The 17321-nt window shown below is 62.5% G+C and carries 17 protein-coding genes and 1 tRNA gene; 9 read left to right on the top strand and 9 right to left on the bottom strand.

Annotated features, from left to right (window positions below):
- Positions 1-63: 63 nt before the first annotated feature.
- From R4P70_RS24480 to R4P70_RS24465, 4 genes are all read left to right on the top strand, one after another.
- Positions 64-618, top strand: coding sequence for a Fur family transcriptional regulator (locus R4P70_RS24480; protein ID WP_019746588.1), 555 nt, complete (start codon positions 64-66; stop codon positions 616-618).
- A 31-nt stretch (positions 619-649) separates the two neighbouring features.
- The gene (locus tag R4P70_RS24475; RefSeq protein WP_019746589.1) at positions 650-2101 is read left to right on the top strand and encodes a catalase; all 1452 of its coding nucleotides are present in this window, start codon (positions 650-652) and stop codon (positions 2099-2101) included.
- A 269-nt stretch (positions 2102-2370) separates the two neighbouring features.
- Entirely contained in the window at positions 2371-3057 is a 687-nt protein-coding gene (locus tag R4P70_RS24470; protein ID WP_317832216.1) for an HAD family hydrolase, read from the top strand.
- Between the two features lie 6 nt (positions 3058-3063).
- The gene (locus tag R4P70_RS24465; RefSeq protein WP_317832635.1) at positions 3064-4053 is read left to right on the top strand and encodes an LLM class F420-dependent oxidoreductase; all 990 of its coding nucleotides are present in this window, start codon (positions 3064-3066) and stop codon (positions 4051-4053) included.
- On the opposite strand, the gene R4P70_RS24460 is transcribed toward R4P70_RS24465, so the two are convergent.
- Both R4P70_RS24460 and R4P70_RS24455 read right to left on the bottom strand, forming a co-directional pair.
- A complete protein-coding gene (locus tag R4P70_RS24460; RefSeq protein ID WP_317832214.1) occupies positions 3950-5320 on the bottom strand; it encodes a HAMP domain-containing sensor histidine kinase in 1371 nt (456 codons plus the stop codon). The genes R4P70_RS24465 and R4P70_RS24460 overlap by 104 nt on opposite strands.
- Positions 5317-6021 carry a response regulator transcription factor gene (locus tag R4P70_RS24455; protein ID WP_003943475.1) on the bottom strand — a complete coding sequence of 235 codons (705 nt, stop codon included), beginning with the start codon at positions 6019-6021 and terminating at the stop codon, positions 5317-5319. The genes R4P70_RS24460 and R4P70_RS24455 overlap by 4 nt, the downstream gene beginning before the upstream one ends.
- Before the next feature lie 167 nt (positions 6022-6188).
- On the opposite strand from R4P70_RS24455, the gene R4P70_RS24450 reads away from it, so the two are divergent.
- The 3 genes from R4P70_RS24450 to R4P70_RS24440 all read left to right on the top strand — a co-directional run bounded on the left by R4P70_RS24450 (position 6189) and on the right by R4P70_RS24440 (position 9540).
- Positions 6189-6653, top strand: coding sequence for a hypothetical protein (locus tag R4P70_RS24450; protein ID WP_029254320.1), 465 nt, complete (start codon positions 6189-6191; stop codon positions 6651-6653).
- Between the two features lie 220 nt (positions 6654-6873).
- Positions 6874-7677, top strand: a complete 804-nt coding sequence (locus R4P70_RS24445; protein WP_317832212.1) for a metal-dependent hydrolase — start codon at positions 6874-6876, stop codon at positions 7675-7677.
- Between the two features lie 96 nt (positions 7678-7773).
- Complete coding sequence (locus R4P70_RS24440) at positions 7774-9540, top strand: cholesterol oxidase substrate-binding domain-containing protein (RefSeq protein WP_317832210.1); 1767 nt, start codon at positions 7774-7776, stop codon at positions 9538-9540.
- Between the two features lie 5 nt (positions 9541-9545).
- Here the strand turns inward: R4P70_RS24440 and R4P70_RS24435 are convergent, their stop codons facing one another.
- Positions 9546-10274 (bottom strand): DUF6891 domain-containing protein, encoded by a 729-nt coding sequence (locus R4P70_RS24435; RefSeq protein WP_317832208.1) that lies wholly within the window; start codon positions 10272-10274, stop codon positions 9546-9548.
- Between the two features lie 29 nt (positions 10275-10303).
- Positions 10304-11920 (bottom strand): DHA2 family efflux MFS transporter permease subunit, encoded by a 1617-nt coding sequence (locus R4P70_RS24430; protein WP_149357823.1) that lies wholly within the window; start codon positions 11918-11920, stop codon positions 10304-10306.
- A 119-nt stretch (positions 11921-12039) separates the two neighbouring features.
- Here R4P70_RS24430 and R4P70_RS24425 point away from each other — a divergent pair, with 119 nt between their 5' ends.
- The gene (locus tag R4P70_RS24425) at positions 12040-12516 is read left to right on the top strand and encodes a MarR family winged helix-turn-helix transcriptional regulator (protein ID WP_020905958.1); all 477 of its coding nucleotides are present in this window, start codon (positions 12040-12042) and stop codon (positions 12514-12516) included.
- A 56-nt stretch (positions 12517-12572) separates the two neighbouring features.
- On the opposite strand, the gene R4P70_RS24420 is transcribed toward R4P70_RS24425, so the two are convergent.
- Positions 12573-13604 (bottom strand): ABC transporter substrate-binding protein, encoded by a 1032-nt coding sequence (locus R4P70_RS24420; protein WP_030535687.1) that lies wholly within the window; start codon positions 13602-13604, stop codon positions 12573-12575.
- Between the two features lie 189 nt (positions 13605-13793).
- On the opposite strand from R4P70_RS24420, the gene R4P70_RS24415 reads away from it, so the two are divergent.
- A complete protein-coding gene (locus R4P70_RS24415; RefSeq protein WP_317832203.1) occupies positions 13794-15350 on the top strand; it encodes an acyl-CoA synthetase in 1557 nt (518 codons plus the stop codon).
- Position 15351: 1 nt separating this feature from the next.
- On the opposite strand, the gene R4P70_RS24410 is transcribed toward R4P70_RS24415, so the two are convergent.
- From R4P70_RS24410 to R4P70_RS24395, 4 genes are all read right to left on the bottom strand, one after another.
- Positions 15352-15705 (bottom strand): VOC family protein, encoded by a 354-nt coding sequence (locus R4P70_RS24410; protein WP_029254326.1) that lies wholly within the window; start codon positions 15703-15705, stop codon positions 15352-15354.
- A 52-nt stretch (positions 15706-15757) separates the two neighbouring features.
- Complete coding sequence (locus tag R4P70_RS24405) at positions 15758-16081, bottom strand: hypothetical protein (protein WP_317558876.1); 324 nt, start codon at positions 16079-16081, stop codon at positions 15758-15760.
- 74 nt (positions 16082-16155) lie between these two features.
- Positions 16156-16229: transfer RNA gene (locus R4P70_RS24400), tRNA-Pro, on the bottom strand.
- Positions 16230-16283: 54 nt separating this feature from the next.
- Positions 16284-17252 carry a metallophosphoesterase gene (locus R4P70_RS24395; protein WP_003943461.1) on the bottom strand — a complete coding sequence of 323 codons (969 nt, stop codon included), beginning with the start codon at positions 17250-17252 and terminating at the stop codon, positions 16284-16286.
- Positions 17253-17321 lie beyond the last annotated feature (69 nt).

Below are 17321 nucleotides of genomic sequence, written 5' to 3'. Positions count from 1 at the left end.
TCTCGATTCAACTTAGGCAATCCTTTTCTTGACTAATTCCAGAAAAGCGGCATACTGGGAAACATGCGAGACGGAGAGCATGACTTCGACCCCCGAGCGCAACTGCGCGCCGTCGGGTTGAGGATCACTGCTCCGCGCCTCGCCGTGCTGGATGCGGTTACAGCCCAACCGCATTCAGACGCCGATTCTGTTGCAGCACTCGTGCGGCAGCAGCTCGGATCGGTATCCACACAGGCCGTTTACGACGTGCTCAAGGCATGCGTGAACGCAGGATTGCTGCGACGCATCGAGCCGGCGGGTTCACCCGCACGGTTCGAGACGAGAACTGGTGACAACCACCATCACCTCGTCTGTCGCGGCTGCGGCAAGGTCGTCGACGTCGATTGTGTTGTCGGCCAAGCTCCCTGCCTCGAACCTTCCGATAATCACGGCTTCGAAATCGACGAAGCCGAGGTCGTGTTCTGGGGCCGTTGCGAAGATTGCCTGAAGAATTCTGCCGAATCCGACACCGCGTCGGACACGGTCTCGCAGAATCGAATTGATGCGTCCAGAACCTCCGAGCCGGCCCCTTCGCATGCAGCCCATGCGTTCGGCTCGGATGCAGCCCCGCTCCTCTGACGCCCAGCCCACAACGCTAGGAGGCTTCGCCATGACCAAGCCCACCACCAACAATTTCGGTATCGCGGTCGCAAGTGATGACGAATCGCTGACCGCGGGTATTCAGGGGCCGGTGCTCCTTCATGACCACTACCTGATCGAGAAGCTCGCGCAGTTCAACCGCGAGCGTGTCCCGGAGCGCATCGTCCACGCCAAGGGCGGCGGCGCTTTCGGTGAACTCGTCATCACACACGACGTCAGCAAGTACACCAAGGCCGCGTTCCTGCAGCCGGGTAAGAAGACCGAGTCGCTCGTCCGCTTCTCCACCGTCGCCGGTGAGCAGGGCAGCCCGGACACCTGGCGCGATCCGCGCGGTTTTGCGATGAAGTTCTACACCGAAGAGGGAAACTACGACCTCGTCGGCAACAACACCCCGGTGTTCTTCATCAAGGACGCCATCAAGTTCCCCGACTTCATCCGTTCGCAGAAGCGACTGCCAGGCTCCGGTCTTCGTGACCACGACATGCAGTGGGACTTCTGGACGCTGCGTCCCGAAACGGCTCACCAGGTGACCTGGTTGATGGGTGACCGCGGTATCCCGAAGACCTGGCGCAACATGGACGGCTTCGGATCGCACACCTACCAGTGGGTCAACGCTGCGGGCGAACGCTTCTGGGTGAAGTACCACTTCAAGACCGATCAGGGCATCGAGTTCCTGACGCAGGCAGAAGCAGACAGCCTCGCCGGTAGCGATCCCGACTACCACCGCGCGGATCTGTACAACGCCATCGAGGCCGGTAATTTCCCGAGCTGGACCCTCAAGGTTCAGATCATGCCGGTCGACGAGGCCGAAGGCTACCGCTTCAACCCGTTCGACCTCACCAAGGTCTGGTCCCAGAAGGACTACCCGCTGATCGAGGTCGGCAAGTGGACGCTGAACCGTAACCCGGAGAACTTCTTCGCGCAGATCGAGCAGGCATCCTTCGAGCCGTCGAACGTGGTGCCCGGCATCGGATTCAGCCCGGACAAGATGCTTCTGGGCCGCGTCTTCTCCTACGCCGACGCACATCGTTACCGCATCGGCACCAACTACGCCGACCTGCCGGTCAACGCCCCGAAGAACGAGGTGAACTCCTACTCCAAGGAGGGCGCCATGCGGTACAGCTTCAATTCCCCGTCGACGCCGGTGTACGCACCCAACTCGTACGGCGGACCTCACGCCGATCCGTCTGTTGCCGGTGACGAAGGCCTGTGGTCGTTCGACGGCAAGGCAGTGCGCGCCGGATACATCGAGCACGCCGAGGACGGCGACTTCACGCAGGCCGGAACGCTGGTCCGTGAAGTTCTCGACGACGCAGCTCGTGAGCGCCTGGTGAGCAACATCGTCGGCCACGCCCTTGCCGGCGTCAGCGAAGAAGTTCTACTGCGTGTCTTCGAGTACTGGAAGAACGTCGACGCAGATTTGGGCAAGCGCGTCGAAGAAGGTGTACGCGCAGGTCAGTGACCCGCTGACATGAGCATCGCCTAGGTTTACCGAATGCGGACCGCTGCAAGGGAAATCACTTCCCGGCAGCGGTCCGTTTTTGTCTGCCCAACTACAGCAGTGCGAACCAGTAGACGAAGCATGCGAGAAGGAACACAACCACTGACTCCATGACGACACCCCTGTTCGACGTGCACTTCTGCTGTTCGCACTCTCCATGATCCGCTTCTCGAGCGGGGAATGCTCGGGGCACAAGTTTCGCGAACGGAAGTGTTGGGCAGTCAATTCCCATGGCAGCAGGTGCAGTTCTCTTCGACATCGACGGAACGCTCGTCGATTCCAACTATCTGCATGTAGAAGCGTGGTCACGAGCCTTCTTCGAGGTGGGTCGCCCGGTTGACGCCTGGCGGGTGCACCGCAGCATCGGTATGGACGGCGACCAACTACTGGAGACGTTGCTCGGCGAAGACATCGACGGGTGCGGGCCACGGGCCAAGGAACTTCACACCAAGTACTACCGGCAGTCGGCTGACCGTCTCCGAGTACTGCCGGGAGCGCGCGAATTGATCCGCCGAGTTCACTCGCTCGGACTGCACGTCGTGCTCGCTACCTCGGCGCCCGACGACGAACTGGAGTTGTTGCGCCAGACGCTCGACATCGACGAAATGATCTACGCCGCGACCTCTTCGGAATCCGTCGACGAGGCCAAGCCTGATCCGGACCTGATCGAAATCGCGCTCGCGAAGGCAGGTGTCGACGCGGGCGATGCGGTCATGGTCGGAGACGCCGTCTGGGACATGAAGGCGGCGACATCGGCAGGCGTTGTGGCTGTGGGAGTGCGCAGCGGCGGCATGTCGACCGACGAACTCGACGGCGCGGGTGCGGCGGAGGTGTACGACGACGCCCGCGACCTTCTCGACCACCTCGACGGCAGTGTGATTTCCGAACTCGTTTCAGGCCAAGATACCGGGAGTTGATCAGTGATGGCACGATTCGGCTATACCTTGATGACCGAACAGGCCGGCCCGAAAGAACTGGTCCGCCATGCAGTTCGGGCCGAAGAAGTCGGCTTCGACTTCGAAGTGATGAGTGATCATTACTCGCCGTGGCTGACCGAGCAGGGGCATGCGCCTTACGCCTGGTCGGTGCTGGGAGCAGTTGCCCATGCCACCGAGCGAGTCGGGTTGATGACGTATGTGACTTGTCCGACCGTCAGGTACCACCCTGCCGTGGTCGCGCAGAAAGCCGCGACGATGCAGATCCTCGCGGACGGGCGCTTCACACTGGGATTGGGAAGTGGCGAGAGCCTGAACGAGCATGTGGTCGGTGAGGGGTGGCCGTCCGTCGACACCCGGCACGACATGCTGCAGGAGGCAGTGAGCATCATTCGCGCACTGCTTGCCGGAGATCTGGTGAGCTGGAAGGGGGAGTACTTCGACGTTCAGTCCGCGCGGATCTGGGATCTCCCGGAGAACCCGGTTCCCCTGGCGCTGGCCATGTCCGGCGACAAGTCTGTCGAGCGTTTCGGTCCGATGGCCGATGATCTGATTGCCGTGCAGCCGGATTCGGATCTGGTGCACCAGTGGAAGCACGTTCACGGCCGGGCGTACGGGTTGGCTCCAGCAGGCCGGACCATCGGTCAGATTCCGATCTCGTGGGATCCTGATCGCGACACGGCGATCGCTCGCGCTCATCAGCAGTTCCGGTGGTTCGGTGGAGGGTGGTCTGTGAACTCCGAACTACCCACACCGGCGAGTTTCGCAGGTGCGACTCAGTTCGTGCGCAAAGAGGATGTGGCGGAAAGTATTCCGTGTGGCCCTGATCTCGATGTCATCGTGGAGGCAGTCAAGGCGTACACCGATGCCGGGTTCACCGATGTGGCGTTGGTACAGATCGGTGGAGATACCCAAGACCGATTCTTCGACGAGGCAGCCAAGCCACTGCTCGAGGCTCTGCACGTCGAATTGGGTTGATCGAGAAAATCAATCGAGTTCCGCCGAGGGGGCTCGCGTCGAGTCGCGCGCTACCGCCGTGCAGTCGCGCCTGCTGCGCGACGAGGGCCAACCCCAAACCGCTTCCGGCGCCGGTGCCACGAACAAATCGTTCGAACATCGCTTCGCGTTCCGACGGCGCGATCACGGTGCCGTTGTCGTCGACGTATACCGTCGCCGAACCGGTGGCAGCCCCTGATCGGACGGTGATCTCGACTTCGTCGGCATTGCCGTGCCGAACGGAGTTGGTGACGGCGTTGGTCAACACCAGACGGATGCCCGCGGGAAAGGCCTGAACCGAAAGTTCTTCCGGTGCTTTCAAACGAACGTCGACCTGAGGGTGCAGACGGCCTGCGTCAGCGACGGCACGATCGGCAACCTCCACGAGATCGACGTCGGCACAATCCTCCGGATCGGCCACTTCACCCAGGGCGAGCGTCTCGAGATCGGTCAGGGTGCGCTCGATCTGGCGCTGCGCCTCCAACAACTCGCTGGACAGTTCGCGGCGTTGGCTTTCCGTGAGATCCAGTGTTGCGAGAACTTCGAGATCGGTACGCATCGATGTGAGAGGTGTGCGTAGTTCGTGGGCGGAGACGCGAGCGAAATCGCGTGCCGACTCCAACGCCTCTTCGGTGCGGCTTCTATCGGTTTCGATGCGACTGAGCATGCTGTGGATTGCCTCCGACAGTTCTTCGGCTTCGCGCGTTCCGCGCACCGACGGTGCCCGGCGCGAGAGTCCTTCGACGTCGAGGTTGTTGCCGATCGAACTGGTGGTCTCGGTCAATTGCTGTAGAGGCCGGACGGCTCGGCCTGTGAGGAACCAGCCGAGCCCGGCCGCGGCAAGGATGGCGACCACTGCCGCAGCGGCCACTTGAAACTGCTGCTCACGGATTGCCTGGGTCAGTGGGTCTTCGGGGATGCTGACGGCCAGTGCGGCGCCGCTGTCGCCGGGCACGAGAACATCCCGACTGCGAACATCAGTGGTAGCCAAGGCGCTGACGGTCGTGGCGTTGAATCCAGGGCTGACCACGAATGGTTCTGTGGTTGCAGTTGGTGTTTCGATGAATAGGGGGCTCGGCGCACTCGCTGCGACGCCCAGGGTGACGGAATCGAGAGTGCGTTCGAGTTGTTCGGATCCGTTGACGCGCAAGAAGACCGCGAACGCAATTCCGATCGCGGCAATCACGATTCCGGCGGCCAGGCCCGAGGCGATGGCTACCCGGGTCTGAAGTGACAGCGGCCGCTTCATCGTTCGGCCCTCAGGACGAAGCCCACTCCGCGCACCGTGTGGATCACGCGGGGCGCCCCGTCGACTTCGAGTTTCTTGCGTAGGTAGGTGACGAAGACGTCGACGACATTGGTGTCGGCCGCGAAGTCGTAACCCCAGACGAGTCGCAGGAGTTGTGCGCGACTGAGTACGACACCGGCATGCTCGGCGAGTACCGACAACAGGTCGAATTCTCTTTTGGTGAGCTCGATTCGCCTACCGTCGATGTGTGCTCGATGGCCACGGAGATCGACCGTCAGCGGTCCCACCGTGATCGGATGGTCGACCGACGGAGTGGCTCGCGTCGTGCGTCGTAGCAATGCGCGCAGTCTGGCGACGAGCTCGGCCAATTCGAAGGGCTTGGTGAGGTAGTCGTCGGCGCCCGCCTCCAGCCCCGCGATGCGGTCACCCACGGAACTTCGGGCGCTGAGTACGCAGATCGGAACCTCGTTGCCGATCGCGCGCAGGGCGGTTACCACTCCGACGCCGTCGAGGCCGGGCATGTTGACGTCGAGAACGAGTGCGGCCGGGCATTGCTTGTTCACCGATGACAAGGCCGATCGTCCGTCGACGGCAGTTGCCGTGTCGAAGCCCGACAATCGGAGTCCACGTTCGAGCGAATTCAGAACCTTCGCGTCGTCGTCAACGATCAGGATGCGCTCGCGTGTACTCACTCCAGCCATGGTGCCATCGGATTGCGACCTGGGGCCTCGCTCGGAGCGAGGGCCGCCGCATTCTCATCAACTCCTAAGAAACCGACAACAGATCTGCAGTGTTGGCTTCATAACCTCGGGTTTCTCGGATGCGACCGCGCCGAGAATTCGAGAACGTTCGATCAAGGAGAACAACGATGACGCGATTGAAAGTGAACGGCAAGCGGGCCAGCCGGACCGGTGTGGTGGTGGCGTCGGTGGCGGTCCTCGGTATGGCCGTGGCGCCGGGAATCGCCTGGGCTTCCAACCCGATTTCCGAAGGGTCGCCGGTGGCGGTGCGATCGATCGCGACCGCTCCGTCAGAGGCGGGTGTGGCACCGGAAGTAGCGTGTGGTGCCGCGACGCCGATTTCCGACGAGGAACTGCAGAAGCTCATCGACGAGGGCAAGGTTGTGCGCGCCGAGGAGGCGGGTACAGCCGCAATCACGATCGAAGTCCCTGGCGACGCCGCGACATTCATTGCGCGTGAAGGGGTGCCGGCGTTGCCGACCGTCGAATGGGCTCCGGCGATCGAGGGTGTTCCGGCAGAGGTGCTCAACATGGCAGGCGTCGCTCCGCTGGAGGAAGGCGTTGCCCTGTCATGCGCGGTTGCTGCGGGCTGACGAGCGAAAAAAGCTCCGCATGAACCGCTTTGACCTGGAACGGTACGGCCGTACTCAACCGGGTCCGGAGGTTGGTCAACCCTGTCGGTAGCACTTGCTACGTTCGGGGCGGTCTCGGCGAGCATGCCGAGACCGTCGCCGACGGCGTCATGTGTGTGGTGTCTTGCAGAGGGTGCGGTACGGCCTGATGCGGGGCGCGTTTCGAAAGGTGTTGTGTTTCATGGTCATGGGCCCCACCCACGCGATGTCCGGTGCTGCTGTGGGGTTGGTGGTTGCAGAGTTGTTGCCTCTCGATTGGGGAGGGCCCACATCCACCGCTGAAACCTTGACCTTTGCCGGTGTGTGCGCGGGAGCCGCCTTGCTTCCCGACCTCGATACCGGTCAGTCGACGGTTTCCCGATCATTCGGTCCGCTCAGCAAAGCGCTGGCCAAAGGTATCGACGCAATTTCGGTGACCTTCTACCGCATCACCAAAGGCAAGAAGGACGGCAAGCGTCGTGGTGGGCATCGCACGCTCACGCACACCGCGCTGTTTGCCGCCGGTCTTGGGGCCGGGGTCTCGGCGCTGGTTGTTCAGTTCGGGAAGCCCGCCATCATCATCACGCTGTTCTTCTGCCTCGGGCTGGCGATCCGAGGATTGGCGGGTGAATTGGCCAAGGAGAAGGGGTGGCTCGCCGTCTCCGCCGTTGCGTTGGTGCTCTCGGCCCTCACCTGGCAGTGGTATCCGAGTGAGGCCGGATCCACCGGGCTAGGTGTTGCAGTGGCACTGGGCTGCGCCACACACTGTCTCGGCGATGCGATCACCAAGGAAGGGGTGCCGTTTCTCGCGCCCCTGATTCCGCTCGGCGGCAAGCGGTGGTGGGAACAACGGCTGCCGTCATTTCTGTCCATCCGCGCAGGTGGGAACTTCGAGAAGATTCTGATCGGGCCGGCGCTGACGGTCCTGACTGCCTGGTTGATCATCAGTGCTTTCGACGGCGCCCCGGAAGCGATCTACGCCGTCTTCGCTCCGATGGTGCAGTGAGCATCTAAATCTTTTATTACGGAACCACTGGCATCGTAATCATATTTGTTCTACGTTCGTCCCTGACATGAACCGAGTCGGCTGACGGAGTGAGCAGTGGTGCATCAAGCAGAGCGCAAGGCGGAGCACAGCTCGAGAGAAAACGGTGTGAGCCGGCGCGGATTTCTCGCAGCGAGTGTCGGCGCAGCTGCTCTCGCGGGTATTTCCTGGGCACCGGCGGGAGCTGTTCCCTGGGGCTCGGCATCGACCATCGCGCCACCGCCCGGATTTCCGTCGGACATTCCGTTGTCACAGCAGGCATACGCGAACTGGTCGCGAGAAATCATGCTCGAGAGTGTGTGGACGGCGACGGCGCGTCACAGCGACGACGTCGTCACCCTCGCCAACTGGGCGTTCGACAACGGGTACACAGTGCGTGCGAAGGGAACGATGCACGGGTGGAGTCCGTTGACGGTGGTGCCCGGCGCGCCTTCGGATCGAGTTCTGCTGGTCGATACGATGGCGAACTTGAATTCGGTTGTGGTGCAGCACGGCACGCCCGCAACAGTCACGGCGGGCGCCGGCGCCAGTATCGAAGCGATTCTGACAGCGCTCGAGCGCGAGGGGCTCGGGTGGGCCAACTCTCCGGCGATCGGTGAGCTGTCCATCGCCGGCGCGCTGGCGATCGGTGCTCACGGGGCAACCTATCCGGCGGTGGGGGAGACGATCACCCCTGGCCAGTCGTATGGTTCGCTGAGCAACCTGATCACCGAGATCACGGTGGTGGCGTGGGACGAAGGCAGCAATCGCTACGCGCTGAAGACTTTTCACCGATCAGATGACGAGATCACGGCTTTCCTGACTCACCTGGGCCGAACCTTCGTCACCTCCGTGACGCTGCAAGCCGGGGAGAATTATCGGCTGCGGTGCCAGAGTTTCACCGACATTCCGTGGCAAGAACTCTTTGCTGCTCCCGGTTCGCCAGGGCGTACCTACGAGAGTTTTGTCGAGAAATCCGGACGGGTGGAGGCGATCTGGTTCCCGTTCACGCAAACACCGTGGCTCAAGGTCTGGACGCCGACCCCGGTCAAACCACCGGAGTCCCGAGAGGTGAGCGGGCCGTACAACTACTTCTTCTCCGACGCGATTCCCGAAGAAGTCACCACCCCGTTGGGGATGGTGGCGCAAGGCCTTCAAGCTGCGACACCGCTGTTCGGCGCCTCTCAGTTCGGAGCTGTAGCAGCAGGATTGGCGCTGACCGACACCGACGATCTGTGGGGCTGGTCAAAAGATGTTCTGTTCTACCTGCGGCACACGACGTTGCGCGTAGTAGCGGGCGGCGGCGCGGTGATCACCAAGCGGTCCAACATCGGCCGAGTCGTCCACGAGATGACGAGTTGGTTGAACGAGCGAATGACGCACTACGCGTCGCTGGGGCAGTATCCCGTCAACATGCCGTTCGAAGTGCGTCTCTGTGGTGTCGATGACAGTGGCGAAGTCCTTGTCGACAGCGCCGGCGTGCCGGATCTGTCAGCGGTGCGGCCCCGGGCGGATCGTCAGGACTGGGATACGGCGATCTGGATGAACGTGGTCTCGATTCCCGGCACCGCGGGATTGCCCGCGTTCCTTCGCGAGATGGAACGGTGGATGGTCGCGAACTACTCCGGCGGTTACGCGACTTTCCGTCCGGAGTGGTCCAAGGGGTGGGCATTCACCGATCAGGCGGCGTACCAGGACGACGAATTCCTCACCAGTACAGTGCCTGCCACCTTCCGTGCCGGTGGCGACGGGAACTGGGACTTCGCTCTCGCCACTCTGGACGAACACGACCCGCACCGCGTCTTCAGCAATACGTTCCTCGACCGCGTCTTGCCACCCAGCTGAATCTCCTACTGCGGTAGTGGTTTGCGCCAACATACGTCGGAGATGCGGATGCGCTGATTGTTGTCACCGTTCCAGTCGACGCTCAGTCCCTGGGCTCGGAGTGCGTCGGCTACCTGGCGCCCGACGGTCTGATCGGTGTGCGCGATCATCTGTGCCTTGGCGGTTTCGTCGCCGTCGAACGCGGCGGAGACCAGCGCGGGATCGAGATCGTGGGCCGGACGAAACGCACTGTAGGACAAGTAGAGATCGGACGGCTCGTCGCCGAGACGCTCCGCATCTTGCATGTGGAAGAACGTGTACGCCCACTGGACAAAGGGATACCCGTTCTCGTCGGGTTCGGACGGCGTGCGTTCGTCGTCGATTTCGGTAGTGCCGCACTGCATGCAGCAGGTGAAGTTCATCCGGGCCACGATGCCGTTGCGTTCGAGTTCGGCGAAGGCTGCGGAGAGGCGCTCGAAGTCTCCGGGAGCCGTCCACTGGGTCTGCTCCTCGACTCTTCGGTCCCAGACCTCACGCACTACTGCGTCGATCTGTCTGCCGAGTTCGTCGTTCTCGAAGCCGCCCTCGACACAGTCTCGGGCGGCTTCGCAGATTTCGTCGAACGTCGCGAAACCTGGGACTACCAGTTCGCGTGCTTGCTCACGTACGGCGACGATGTCGGCCTCACTGAGCCCCGGTGCTGACCGTGACTGTGCTGACCGTGACTGTGATGACCGTGACCAGGGCAATCGCATACCGGCACCGTACTGCACCGATCCGACCGTCAGGCGACGTCGGCTGCTGCTTTCGTTTCCTCCTCGTTTGACGGGGCAGGCTTGTTCGGGATGAGCGCCGTGGCGATCAGGCCCACCACGACAAATCCGGCCGCAAGGTATCCGCCGAGTGTGATGCCGTGAGTCATCGCAGATTGGGCAGCGTCGGCGACGAAGGCAGTGTTCGGTGAACCGGCCAGCGAGTCGATGGCGGCGCCTGCGCTGTCGGTGACTGCCCGCGTCAACTGATCAGCCTGAGCTTGGTCGACACCGGATCCGGTGAGGTCGTTGTTCAGCGTCGAATTGAGAGTGCTGAAGAAGACCGTGGTGAGGACAGCGATGCCCAGTGCGGATCCGAGTTGGCGGAACGCGCTCTGAATGCCGGAGCCTTGACCGGCGCTCTGCTCGGGAATCTCCTCGAGCACGACGTTGGTCACCTGGGCAGTCGCAAAACCGACGCCGATTCCGTAGAAGAACAGCACTGCGGCGATAGTCCACCAGGGGCTGTCTGTCGCAGCGATGAATCCGAGACCGGCGAGACCGAGCGCTTCGAGAGCCAGGCCGATACGGACCAAGCCCAACGGCGAGACCTTCGATGCCAGCCCGAAGCTCGCACCACTGGCGACAAAGCTGCCGATGGCAATGGGAACCAGTGCGAGCCCTGCCTGGAGTGCGCTGTATCCGAGCGTGAACTGGAGCCAGAGAGGAAGCACCGCAACGATTCCGAACTCGCCGAGCCCGATGATCAGCGTCGCGATGTTGCCGTTGCGGAACGACGAGATGGAGAACAACCGTACGTCCATCAGTGCCCGCGACGGATCGTCGCTGCGGGTGAGCATGGTTTGACGGTAAGCGAACGCACCGAGCGACAGAACGGCGAGAACCAGCGCCACCAGAACCGGCGACGGGCCGCTGGACCATGAAAGACCGAATAGATCGAAGGGTTCCTTCGTCGTCAGCCACCCGTACGTTCGTCCCTCGACGAGTCCGAAGGCGAGCAGGCCCAGGCCGGCGATGGACAGTGCCGCTCCGGTGGCGTCGATGCGTCCAGCGGTGCGGGGTGAGGGCGCGATGAACAGCACTGCGCCGATCAGAATGAGCGCAGCAAGCGGAATATTGATGCCGAATGCCCAACGCCATGAGGCATGTTCGGCAAGCCAGCCGCCGAGCAATGGGCCGAGAGCGGAGGCTGCACCGATGGTGGAACCCCAGACTGCGAAGGCCTGGCCGCGGGCTTTGCCGGTGAACATCGCGTTCAGAAGTGACAGTGAGGTGGGCAGGATCATGGCCGCGCCGGCGCCCTGCAGGAATCGCGCCAGGATGAGCAGGCCGCCGTTCGGTGCCAGTCCGGCCAGTAGGCTCGTTGCGCCGAACACGACGACACCGGCGATGAAGATGCGACGGGCGCCGACCAGGTCCGCAACTCTGCCGACCAATAGCAGGAGCGCCGCGAACACGATTGCGTAGGACTCTTGGATCCATTGAGCCTGAACGGAGTTGATCCCGAGATCTTCGATGATCGAGGGAACTATGACGTTGACGATAGTGGTGTCGACGACGATCAGTGCCACGCCGAGTGCGATGGCGATCAGGCCCAACCACTTCCGAGTGGTGGGTGAGATGTTCACGAATAAACCTCCATTGTGAAGTAACTTCACAGTGAAGGTATATTTGAGGCGGTAAGTTGTCAACGTGCGCGCTGGGCTCGACCGGCCGCCGTCTGGCACAGGAAAGGTGGGATCACGGGGTGGAAGCACCGCGCGACATCTCCGTGGAGCGGGAGCGGCTGATGGACGAATTCCGCGCGTACGGTGGGACGTTCACCGAATTCAGTCATCGATTTGCGTCGTGGCTCGGCCTGCATTCCACCGACGCGACTGCCTTGATGGAAATCACAGCTGCCGAGGAGAAGGGGGCGCCGCTCTCGCCCGCCCGCCTCGGAGAGCGGATCTCGCTGACGTCGGGCGCAACCACCGCGTTGCTCAACCGCCTGGAGAAGGCGGGACATATCGTCCGGACCCGTGAGAATGCAGACCGTCGCGTGGTCACGCTGCACAGCAGTGCGCATGTGCAGGACCTCGCGGACGAGTTCTTCGGTCCACTTGCCGTGCGACTCGACGCCATGATGGAGAAATACCCGCCCGAACTGCTCAGTCGATTCGAGGAATTTCTCGTCGACCTGCACTCGACGATGAACGAACACCTCGAGCAGGACAACCGCTGAACAAAAAAGCCGCCCGACTCCGGAGAGTCGGGCGGCTTTTTCTGTGTCGGTGACGGCTACTTGCCGAGCTTGGCCTGCAGGTCGTCGAGAACCAGGCCTGCGCCTGTCGGGCCGAGGCCCAGGAACCAGGTCTCGTCACTCACCTCGGTGGCGCGGCCTTCCTTGACTGCGTCCATGCTTGCCCACAGCGGACCGGCGACAACGGTGGTCTGACCGGTGTCTGCGGGATTTCCGTAGCTGGAGTAGAAGATTCGGTCACCCTCTGCCTCGGTGATCGTTTCCGGGCTGACCTCGACGGCCAACTCGTTGATGTTCTGGATCGCCGGGCGTGGCAGGCCGACGTCCTTCAAGATGACGCCGATGAACGACAGGTTGCCGTACAGGCGCAGCTTCCCGGACATGAAGCGAACCAGCGAGATCGTCGGCGAACCGTCGATCGACTCACGGACCTGATCCGCGTGCGTCTGGTAGTCGTTGAGAACCTGCTCGGCCTTGGTCTCCTCGCCGAGTGCGTCACCGGCAAGGAGGAAGTTCTCCTTCCACGGGAAGCCGGGGCGGATGCTGAAGACCGTCGGCGCGATTGCCGCGAGCTGCGGGTAAAGCTTGTCCTGGCGCAACTTGCTGCCGAGGATCAGATCTGGCTGCAGTGCGGTGATCGCCTCGAGGTTGAGGTTGTTGGTCGTGCCGACATCGGGGACGCCGACCAATTTGTCAGCCAGGTACGACGGCTGACCGGCGGCACTTTCCGGGCTGGCGATGCCGACCGGGGTGATCCCGAGCGAGAGGACCTCGTCGAGTTCGCCACTGTCGAGGACGACGACGCGGGTCGGCTTGGCCTCGAGGGTGGTCTCGCCCAGAGCATGGGTGATGGTGCGTGGGAACTCGCCGGGCGCAGCATCGCTGCCGAGCTTCGCGGTTTCCGTGTCGGCGGTGCTGAACAGCTTGCCGCCGGTTGCGACATCGGTGTTGCCGTTTGCGTTGCCGCCGGCGTCGGAAGAACCGCAGGCCGTAGCGGCAAAAACAGTCGCCAGGGCAAGCATGGCGACCCGGACCGACGTGCGGCTCCGGAGAGTGGTGCGTGAATGCATTAGGCTACCCTACCTTCCGGCTATCGGGCTTGGTCAGAGAGGTATCCGCACCGTTGATGCCAGGTGAGCAGCGCGTCAGGTCTCGCTCAGCGGGACCGCTACGCAATTCGGACTACAGGGTGCGACCAACGTGTTAGCTTCGCGAAAGACCTGTACTGGTAAGCGAAGACGCGTGTAGTGAGGATTTCGATGACCCTGAACATTGCCGATCTGTTCGAGGCCGTTGCCGATGCGATCCCCGATCGGGTTCCCTTGATTCTGGAAGACGCGCGGTTGAACTACGCCGAACTCGAACTGCGATCGAACCGACTCGCACATCATCTGCAGTCCGTCGGCGTCGAGCCGGGGCAGCACGTCGGTATTCACATGCGTAACTGCGTCGAGTACGTCGAAGCGCTCCTGGCTTGCGTGAAGATCAGAGCAGTGCCGATCAACGTCAACTTCCGCTATACCGATGCAGAACTCCTGTACATCTACACCAACTCTCAAATGGTGGCATTACTCGTCGAAGAGGAATTCGCGCCGACGGCATTGGCCGTGGTTCCGCAGTGTCCGGAGATCTCCCACGTGCTGATCGTCGGCGACGACTATGAGAACGCCCTTGCCGCGCAGACTGATACCCGCGACTTCGGCCCGCGAAGCAACGACGACCATTTCATCATCTACACCGGCGGCACGACCGGAATGCCCAAGGGCGTGGTGTGGCGGCACGAGGACTTCTTCTTCGCCGCGCTGTCCGGAGCGAACCTCAGCGGGCCGCCGCGTCGGAGCCTCGAAGAGGTTGTGGATGCGGCCGTGGCGAACACCAATCCAACTGTGCTGCTACTTATCCCGCCGCTCATGCATGGAGCCGCGATCTATTCGCTGCTCACGGCTTTCCTCATGGGAGCGCCCCGAGTACTGACCCGCAGCTTCGATCCGATGGAAGTGTTGCGACTGGTCGAGGCCGAGAAGATCACCGGAATTACCGTCGTCGGCGACGCGATTGCTCGGCCGATCGCCGACGCCATCGCTGCAAGCGAAGGGCGCTACGACCTTTCGACTCTCAAACTGATCGGGTCGGGTGGCGCATTGTTCTCCCCGAACCTGAAGGCAGAACTGACAACCCGATTACCGGGACTGGTGATCAAGGATGCCTTCGGTGCTTCGGAATCCGGCAACGACGGCGTCGTCGAATTCGGTGAGGACGGTTCAAAGCGAATTCGATCCAACCCCAACATGATTCTTGTCGACGACGAATTTCGTCGCATCGAACCAGGCTCGGGCACAACCGGTTTCATCGCCAGGGCCGGCCATGTCCCCGTGGCCTACTTCGACGACCCCGCCAAGACTGCTGCAACTTTTCCTGTCGTCGACGGGGTGCGTCTGGCGGTACTCGGGGACATGGGCACGATGGAAGCCGACGGAACCATCGTGCTGCTCGGGCGCGGTTCGATGTGCATCAACTCCGGCGGCGAGAAGGTCTACCCCGAAGAAGTGGAGCAGGCGCTCAAAACTCACCCGGCAGTTTTCGACGCTTTGGTAGCGGGCGCGCCCGACGCACGATTCGGTGAGAAGGTTGCCGCTGTCGTGCAGGTTCGGCCGGGGTTCGAAGATGTTGCGACGGAATCATTGTCGGAGCACTGCCGCACCCACGTCGCCGGGTACAAGATCCCCCGGTCGATCGTGCTGGTACCCAGCATCCTCCGCTCACCCAGTGGGAAGGCCGACTACCGTTGGGCTCGCGAAACCGTAGCGGGAGTGTGAATCACCTTCCGATACTTCGGACGACGCACCACTCGTTTCCCTCTGGATCCAGCAGCACCTGAAAGGTACCGGCCGGGTCCTGCTGGACAGTACCGACCCGAGTTGCGCCGAGGCGCTCGGCGGCCTCGGTTGCAGCGACGACGTCATCCACGCTGACGTCGATGTGTAGACGATTCTTCGTCAGCTTGGATTCCGGTACGCGCTGGAACGCGAGGCGGGTCCATCCTGGAGGGTCGACAAACGCCCACGCGGTGTTTCGCTCCACTGGTTGTCCGCCGAGGATTCCGGCCCAGAATTTCGCCAGTGCGATAGGAGACGAGCAGTCGACGACCACCTCATCAACCTGCCCGATCACCGCTTCACAGCTCCGCTCAATTCGGCTGTCACAGCTGTGCTGAACTCGGCTGTCACAGCCAGGGCTCGATCGGCTTCTTCACCCACATGATCTTCTCGTCCGGATGCTCACGCCGAGCTTCGGGACGGTCAGGGTTAGCGGCTGCCCACCCGGTTTTCTCGTCGAGCAGTCCGGCCGCGATGGTCCAGGTCTCCCGCGTGCTCGGCGGATTGGCGCCGGCCGCCCGCGCGAGTTTGCGCAGCCGATCGTCGGGCATCTCGAGCAACTCTGCGCTACTGATATCGCGATCCCAGGCGAACTTGGCCAGGCCGACGGCTTTCTCGCGTCGGCTACGGCTCGCCATGTCGTTGTGCGCAAAGTCTGGTTGGGATGCCACGGCTTCACCTTATCGTCAACGCAATCGAGGCCCTCCCGCGTGAGCGGAAGGGCCTCGATTACTGTTCTTCACTGTCGGGGTGGCGGGATTTGAACCCACGACCTCTTCGTCCCGAACGAAGCGCGCTACCAAGCTGCGCCACACCCCGTGTCGAACCTCGGTTAGCTTACATTACCGAGTCGACTGACATTAAATCCGCAGGTCAGTTGCGTAGAACCGACGCTGGAGACTCTGCGGAACTGTGTGCGGAGACGTGCTCCGGTTCGCGCCTGGTGGCCGGAACCAGAGTCAACAGAGTTGCCTCGGGGCGGCAGCAGAAGCGCGCCGGCGCCCACGGCGAAGTGCCGATGCCCGCGGAGACGTGCAGCTGGGTGTGCGCGCCCCACTTCGACGGCCCCTTGACCCGGGATCGATCGATCTGGCAGTTGGTGACCAACGCGCCGTAGAACGGAAGGCACAGCTGACCACCGTGCGTGTGGCCGGCGAGCACAAGGTCGTAACCGTCGTCGGCGAACCGATCGAGAACTCGAGGTTCGGGCGAGTGCGTCAGACCAAGCTTGAGCTGGGCGACGGGATTGGGTGTTCCGGCGACGGTGTCGTAGCGATCACGCTTCAGGTGCGGGTCGTCGACTCCGGCCGCCGCGATGCGAATACCGGCCACTTCGAGTTCGCGGCGCACGTGGGTCATGTCCAGCCATCCACGTTCGGTGAATGCGGCCCGCAGATCGCCCCAGGGGAGGGGATCCCCGGTGATGCGCTTGTCCTTGTTGAAGATGTAGCTCAGTGGGTTCTTCGGTTTCGGAGCGAAGTAGTCGTTGCTGCCGAAGACGAACAGACCTGGCCGAGCCAACAGATCACCGAGCGCCTGGACCACTGCCGGGACGCTGCGCTGATGCGACAAGTTGTCGCCGGTGTTGACCACGAGGTCGGGGTCGAGGCCTTCGAGCTCACGCAACCAATTCTGTTTCAACCGTTGGTTCGGCATCATGTGCAGGTCGCTGAGATGGAGGACCCGCAGCGACGACGAACCGGGCGCCAGGACTGGCATCGTCACCTCACGCAGTGCAAATGCATTGCGTTCGATGCCGGATGCGTACCCGATCCCTAGTGCAGCGGCGCCCGCGGCACCAAGTGCGGTGCGGGTCAGATTGGTGCGGAACTGGGAAGACACCTCTCAAGGATACGGGTGTGGCGTTCTTCTGCGTCGCTCTCGCCGCCTTTTACAGCTATTCCACAGAGA

This window comes from Rhodococcus sp. IEGM 1241, from assembly GCF_033142365.1.
In the GTDB taxonomy this organism is placed as follows: Bacteria; Actinomycetota; Actinomycetes; order Mycobacteriales; family Mycobacteriaceae; genus Rhodococcus_F; species Rhodococcus_F erythropolis.
This window is presented reverse-complemented; position numbering and strand designations above follow the sequence as displayed.